The organism is Halomonas colorata (assembly GCF_014897985.1).
GTDB classification, from domain to species: domain Bacteria; phylum Pseudomonadota; class Gammaproteobacteria; order Pseudomonadales; family Halomonadaceae; genus Vreelandella; species Vreelandella colorata.
The window spans coordinates 1-1,138 of record NZ_JABUZA010000107.1 but is presented as its reverse complement, the minus strand read 5'-3'; the positions used below and the strand labels follow the sequence as shown (position 1 = coordinate 1,138).

Here is a 1,138-nt window from a genome sequence, read left to right as displayed (position 1 = left end):
GCTCGATATACAGCTGGCGATAGCCACCCTGGCTGGCGATGAGTGTCGAGGCTGCCGTGGCATCAAACTCGGCAAGACGTGCTTTAATCTCCTCCTCACTAACCTCTAGGTTGAGCCGGCCGCTCGTGCAGTCGAGTTCGATCATATCGCCGTTGCGTACCGCGGCCAGCGGGCCACCCGCTGCGGCTTCCGGGGCCACGTGTAGGACCACGGTGCCATAAGCGGTGCCACTCATTCGGGCGTCGGAGATACGCACCATATCGGTCACCCCCTGGGCAAGGATCTTGGGCGGCAGGCCCATATTGCCGACTTCCGCCATGCCGTGATAGCCGCGTGGCCCGCAGTGCTTCATGACCAGAATGTCGTTAGCTTCAACGTCCAGGTCCGGGTCGTTGATGCGTGCCTTGTAATCGTCGAAGTCTTCAAACACTACCGCACGCCCACGGTGTTGCATCAGCGCGGCCGTTGCCGCCGAGGGCTTGAGCACGGCGCCATTCGGTGCCAGGTTGCCGCGCAGTACACAAATGCCGCCATCTGCGGTGAGCGGGTTATCCAGCGGGCGGATGACCTCGTCGTTATACAGCGGGGCGTCTTTGACGTTTTCCCATAGGGTTTTGCCGTTAACGGTTAATGCATCCTTAAAGGGCAAGCGATCCGCCTCGCCCAGGCGTTTGAGCACGGCAGGCAGGCCACCGGCATAGTAGAACTCTTCCATCAAGAAGCGCCCTGAAGGCTGCAGGTCGACCACCGTGGGCGTACCGCGCCCTACTCGGCTCCAGTCATCTAGTTGAAGATCGACCCCGATCCGCCCGGCGATGGCCTTGAGGTGAATCACGGCGTTGGTCGAGCCGCCAATCGCGGCGTTGGTGCGGATGGCGTTATCAAAGGCTTCTTTAGTCAGAATTTTGGAAAGCCTTAAATCTTCATTGACCATCTCGACAATCCGATTACCCGACAGGTGGGCAAGCACGTAGCGGCGCGAATCCACGGCTGGAATGGCGGCATTGTGGGGCAGCGAAGTGCCTAATGACTCGGCCATACAGGCCATAGTGGAAGCAGTACCCATGGTGTTACAGGTGCCCGCGGAGCGCGACATGCCTGCCTCGGCAGCCATAAAGTCGTGCAGCGAAATTTCACC

The 1,138-nt window shown here is 59.9% G+C and carries 1 protein-coding gene; it reads right to left on the bottom strand.

The window, feature by feature from the left end; all coding sequences use genetic code 11:
• The coding region (locus INT33_RS20985) for a dihydroxy-acid dehydratase (RefSeq protein WP_193092943.1) at positions 1 to 1,138 on the bottom strand (1,138 nt) is incomplete at both ends.